Source organism: Variovorax sp. GW821-FHT09D04 (genome assembly GCF_059416405.1).
Window position 1 is genome coordinate 477,994 of record NZ_JBWKPA010000004.1, and the last position, 6,000, is coordinate 483,993.

At 66.8% G+C, this 6,000-nt stretch carries 2 protein-coding genes; one reads left to right on the plus strand and one right to left on the minus strand.

All coding sequences use genetic code 11. The annotated features are described in order from the left end of the window. Positions 1 to 6: 6 nt before the first annotated feature. A complete protein-coding gene (locus AC07O4_RS16610; protein ID WP_495305133.1) occupies positions 7 to 4,743 on the minus strand; it encodes an Ig-like domain-containing protein in 4,737 nt (1,578 codons plus the stop codon). A 228-nt stretch (positions 4,744 to 4,971) separates the two neighbouring features. On the opposite strand from AC07O4_RS16610, the gene AC07O4_RS16615 reads away from it, so the two are divergent. Next, a partial coding sequence (locus AC07O4_RS16615; RefSeq protein ID WP_495305134.1) for an ABC transporter substrate-binding protein occupies positions 4,972 to 6,000 on the plus strand: 1,029 nt, incomplete at its 3' end.

Consider the following 6,000-nt stretch of genomic DNA (forward strand, 5'->3'; position numbering starts at 1 on the left):
AAGAGCTCAGGGAATCTGGCTCCAGCGCTGGTTGGCCCCGCCATGGCAGGCGTAGGTGGACAGCGCCGTGCCCTGCGTGGTGGTCGAGCCGGGCACATCGAGGCACGCACCCGAAGACACTCGGTTGCGCAGCGTCGCCCCGACCACGCTCCACTGCGTGGCCGCGCCCGCCGTGCACGCCAGCTGCACCACCGGGCCGCCGCCCGCGTTGGTGTTGCCCTGCGCCAGGCACAGGCCGCTGTGCTTCGCGACGAACTGGCTGTAGCCGCCGCTGCTGTTGACGGTGAAGGTTTCGTTGGCGCCGTTGCCGCAGGCCCACTGCACCACCGTCGTGCCGCTGGCCGTCGAGCCGCCCGACACGTTGACGCACAGGTTGTTGACTTCCGAGCGGATGCGCGTGTCGATCGCCGGTGCGGTGTCGAACGACTTCACGTACTCACCCAGCGCCAGCAGGTCGGCCGCCGGCAGGCCCGAGGCATTGCCGTGGCCGCCCGCGAGCACGTCCTGCAGCGTGGCCTTCTGCCCGTTGTGGAAGAAGCTCGGGTTGCTCCAGGTGCCGTAGAGCGTCGGGGTGTCGAAGCCCACGCCGGCCAGCGGCTGGTTGCTGCCCTTGCCCGACGAGAGCTGGATCGTGCCCACGTCGTGCCGCAGCCCGTCGCGCAGGCTGCCGGCCGTGTGGCAGGTCGCGCACTGTGCCGTGTTGAACACGGTCTGTCCGCGCACCGCGTCCACGCTGAGGTTGCCGTCCGCCGCGCGGGCCGGGCTGCGCATGTACTTGTTCAGCGAGTTCAGGTAGGCCGCGAGATCGTCGAGCTGCGCGTTGCGGCCGGCCTTCGGCACGCCGAGCGGGTCGCCCGTGGCCGAGAAGTCGGCGTTCGTCAGGAAGCCCGTGCCGCCGAATTCGTTGCGGATGTCGTGCTCGAAGTCCTGCACCTCGTCGAAGTTGGCGGTCCAGTGCAGCTTGCCGTGGCCCGTGCCGCGCCGTCCCTGCAGGCTGATGGTGCGGCGCAGGCCCTCGCCGCGCTGGGTGAAGTCCCACACCATGCCGTCGTCGCTGCCATCGGCATGGCAGCTCGCGCAGGACATGTAGTTGTTCATGCTCATGCGCCGGTCGGACGCGTTGTAGAACACCTGCTTGCCGCGCAGCGCCGCGGCGGCCATCGGCTCCTGCGCGACCGTGGTGATGTTCTGCAGGAAGGCCGGCGCGGCCGACTCCGAGGACAGCACCTGCGCCACGTCGTGCACCGACACCGAGCGCGCCAGGAAGTTGTTGACGTACAGCCGCTTGCGCGCCGCATCGAGGTACAGGCCGTGCGGCGCGCTGCTGGCGTTGATCTCGCCGCGCACCGAACGGTTGTAGGCATCGACGATGGCGATGCGGTTGCCTTCCATCTGCGCCACGAAGATGTAGTCGCCGGCCGGCGAGTACAGCGCGGCGCGTGCGGGGGCGCGGTCGTTGAAGTCGAGCTGTTCGCTGAACACTTCCGCCGCCGTCTGCAGGTTCACCTGCGACAGGATGGAGCGCACCGTCTTGTCGTGCTCCAGCGGCAGGCCGTCGCGGAAGGTGCCGCGCACGATGTTGTCCTTCTTCGAAGGCAGCAGCGCACGCGCCCCGTCGGGCGAGATCACCACCTGGCTCAGGTAGTTGGGCACGCCGCGCGAGGCGGCCTCGGTGTCGACCGTGGTCGTGTCGACCGCCAGCGCGATGGGGGTGGCGGCGCTGAAGCTCTGCAGGTTCACCTTGTGCAGCTGCCCGCCCGTCATCTTCGACTTGAAGCGCGTCACGTAGGCCGATTGCGAACCCGCATCGACCGCGATGCCGCGCACGCTGCCTTCCAGGGCGAGCGTGCCCGTAGCGGCGCCGGTGGTCGGGTCGAAGCTGACCAGCGCCGACTTGCTTTCCAGCGTCAGCAGGCCCTTGGTGCCGTTGGGCGTGAAGACGACGCCGTACGGGCCGCTGCCGTAGGCCAGCGGCACCGTCGTCGACAGCGTGCCGTCGGCGGCGTTGAGCGCCACCAGCTTGTCTTCGCCCTGCACCGTGACCCAGATGCGTCCGTCGGGCCCCACGGCCAGCGTCTTCGGCTCGTCACCCACACGTACTTCCCAGCGCTTGGCGAAGGTCTGCGCGTCGATGGCGGCCACCGTGCCGCTGTCGGGGTTCACCGAATACACCGCGTTCGCATCGCCCGCGATGTTGGTCGTGTGCGTCGGCGCCGCCGCCGTGACGGGTGCGATCACCGTGAGGTTGTAGGTGTAGAAGGTCTCCTGGCCGTTCGCGGCCTTCACCGTCAGCGTCACGGTGTAGTGGCCGGGGCTGCTGTAGGTGTGCGTGACGCCGGGTTGCGAGGCGTACGCGCTCTGCGTGCCGTCGCCGAAGTTCCAGCGGAACTGCGCGCCGGTGGCACCGAGCGTGGCCGGGTTGAAGTTCAGCTGGCCATTGACGATCTTCGGTGCGCCCACGATGCCGGGATCGCCGATCACGGCCTGCGCCCGCAGCGCCGCCACGTCGGTGTCGCCGAGCACGCGGCCGTACACGCGCACCTCGGCCAGCGTGCCCTTGAAGAGTGCGGCGTTGCCCTGGATCTGCCCCAGCAGCTGGAACTTGGTCGACAAGCCCTTGGTGCCGGTCGGGCCAGTCGAGGTGGTCTTCACGCCATCCACGTACACCGCCTGCGCGCCCGAAGCTGCATCGCGCGTGAGCACGACGTGGTGCCAGTTGTCGTCGTTCACGGCGCTTTGCGAGCGCGTGCCTGCGTGGTCGCCCACCGACAGCTTGATGTTGCCGGTGCTGTCGAGCCAGCCCCAGAACACGTCGTCGACGCCCGGCGACTGGTCGCGCCCGAAGATGCCGGGCGCGGTCCACGAGTTCGCAGCGCCGGCCTGCGTGGTCTTCATGTAGAAGCTCAGCGAGGCGGTGCCGCCCAGCGTGGTGGACACGCTGTCGTTCTTCAGCTGCACGCCCGCGGTACGGTTCGCGAAGTTCAGGCCGATGCTCTCGAACGCGTCGCCGGTGGCGGGCGTGCCGTTGTTGGCGCTGATCTGGTCACCCAGGTTGCCGGTCAGCGCCCAGTGGTGCATCAGGTTGATGTCGTTGGCGTTGCCGGTGTTGAAGGTCGAGCGGTAGTCGGCCGCGATGGCATTGCCCGCATAGTCCTTCAGGCCGTTGGCGGGCAGGAACACCTCGTAGGCGGTGCCCGGCTGCAGCGGCTGCGCGGGGTGAAAGTTGACGATGCCCAGCTGCACGCTGTAGGTGCCCGCGAGCGTGTTGCCGCCGACCGGGCGCACGATGAAGGTGTTGGCGTTCACGCTCTCGGGCCGGATGCTGTCGGTCATGCCCAGGCCGATGCGCGAGGTGAGGGCCTGCTGCTTCGCACCGTTCACGGGAGAGACCTGCTTCACTTCGGGTTTGGTGGTGTCGGGGTCCACCGCATGCACGATGAAACCGCTGCCCGAGCCGTGGTCGTTGCCGACGTAGATCAGATTGCCGAACGGCGACACCTGGCCATGGTCGGAGCTCGAGAAATCGGGATGCGTCGTTGCGAACAGTCCGCCGCGCCCGACCTCGACGTGGTTGAGCGGGTTGCTCACATCGACCTTGTGGATGTAGTTCTGCGCGCCCTGGAACACGAAGTTGTCCTGCGTGCTGCAGTACAGCTGCTGGTTGATCACCAGCCGGTTGTCCTCGGCCACGAAGCGCGAGCGGTCGCTCAGGTCGTAGCCGTACATCTTGCCGCCGCTCTCCTGTGCGGAGGCGTAGACCTTCTTGCCGTCGAAGCAGGTGGAGTAGTAGCTGGCGGTGGACCCGGAGACGGTGTCGAGCACCTTGGGATTCAGCGGGTCCGAGATGTCCAGGCTGGCGAAGCCGCTGGTGTTGGTCATGGACGTCAGCACCATGTGGTTGCCCATGGTGAAAATCGGTCCCACGCGAAAGCCGCCGAGCTCGCCGGTCGGTATCGGGTTGGGCTTGCCGGCGCCGCGGTTCGCGAGCTGTGCGTTCGCGGGGTCTGCGGCGTCGATGACGAACACGCCCTGCTCCGCCGCCGCCACGTACAGGTAGGGCGCCTGCCACCACAGCTGCCAGCTCACGTTGTTGTAGTCGCCCTTGTTGACGTTGGGCAGCACCAGCTTCTTCACTTGCTTGACGTCGTTGATGTCGGTGAAGTCCCAGAACTCGATGCCGAACACGCTGGGAACGGCAACGTACTGCTTGCCGCCGATGGTGGCGATGCCGATGGAATGCGGCTCCCTCAGTTCCTTGGTGCGGCCGTCCGGCTCGTAGATGCGCTTGACAAGCCGCAGGTTGCGCGGATCGGAGACGTCGTAGAGCAGGAAGCCGCCAGGGCCCAGCCCGCCGTCGGGCGTGAACGTCGTCAGGAAGTAGCCGTTGATCATGAGGCCCACGTTCTGGCCGTAGTGGTACTTCGTGTACCCGGCGGTGGGGTGCGTCACGCTGCCCCCGGGGATCTTCGGCACGTCGGCGCCGGTGCCGGCGCCGACGCCGGTGTCGACCTCCTCCTTGATCATCGAGATGGGCTTGAACAGCTCGGCCTGCGTGTAGGTCAGGTTGCCCAGTCCGGGGCCCTGCAGCGGCAAGGGATCGGCCACCAGGTCAGCGGCCGCGGAGGCCATGCTGGTGGCGGCCTTCTTGATCGTGTCGAGGGGGTTCACCCCGGTGATCGCCGCATGCGTCAGCAACGCACAGCCGAACAGAAAACCTACCGCAAGAACTTTCTTGGTGCTCATTTTCATCCTCGCAAATTCGATCGGACGCCATCTTTCGGTGGGAAAAGATTCGACCGGAATCTAGCAGCGGATGCGTGCGCGAACGGCATTGAATTTCGAAGGGAGAGTTCGAATATTTAGATCATTGCTCAGGGTAAATGGTGATGTTTTGGCATAGGTTGTGCTTCAAAGTTCGGGCCTGAAAAAAGTGAATTCATTGCCCACCGATCGCCCATGAAGGAACACCCCATGTCTCACGCCGGTCTTGTTGTCCAGCGCCTGCCTCGTCTGTCCAAGCGCAGCCTGCTGGGCGCTTCGCTGCTCGCCATGCTGTGCACCACGCTGCCCCACCATCCAGCCCACGCGCAAAGCCCGCGCAACTTCGCCACGCTGGCGATGGTGGCCGAGCCGCAGACGCTCGACCCGATGGCCTCCACGGCCGATCTGGTCGGAACCATCATGCAGCACGTGTACGAGACGCTGTACACCTTCGATGCCAAGTGGAACGTGGTGCCGATGCTGGCCGAGACGATGCCCAAGATCTCCGCAGACGGCAAAACCTACGCCATCACGCTGCGCAAGGGCGTGGCGCTGCACAACGGGCGCGAGCTCACGGCCGACGACGTGGTCGCCAGCCTGCAGCGCTGGATGGACCAGTCGCCGCGCGGCAAGGCCGTGGGCAAGGAAATCGAGAGCCTCAAGGCCAAGGGCCCTCTGGGCGTGGAGATCGTGCTGAAGGCGCCCTATGCACCGCTGCTCTCGCAACTGGCTTTGCCCAGCAATGGCACCGCCGCGATGATGGCCAAGGAATCGATGGCCTCGCCGCTGAAGGACTTCGTCGGCACCGGCCCCTACAAGTTCAAGGAGCGCCGCCCCGACCAGTTCGTTCTGCTCTCGCGCTTCGACAAGTACAGCCCGCGCAAGGAACCTGCGAGCGGCTACGGCGGCAAGCGCGAAGCGGTCATCGAAGAACTGCGTTTCGTGCCCGTGCCCAACGCCAGCACGCGCGTCGAGGGTGCACTCGCGGGCCAGTACGACTTTGCCGACCTGCTGCCGGTGGAAGCGCTGCCGCGCCTGGAGAAGGCCAGTGGCAAGACGCTGCCGATCATCACGCCCGCCTTCGGTTTTCCGCTGGTGGTCTTCAACACCAAGGAAGGCCCGCTCGCCAGCCAGGCCGTGCGCCAGGCCCTGCAGACGGCGATGGGCCAGGGCGAGATGCTCGCGGCCGGCTTCGGCGACACGCGCTTCTTCGTGGCCGAGGCCAACCACTTCCCCAAG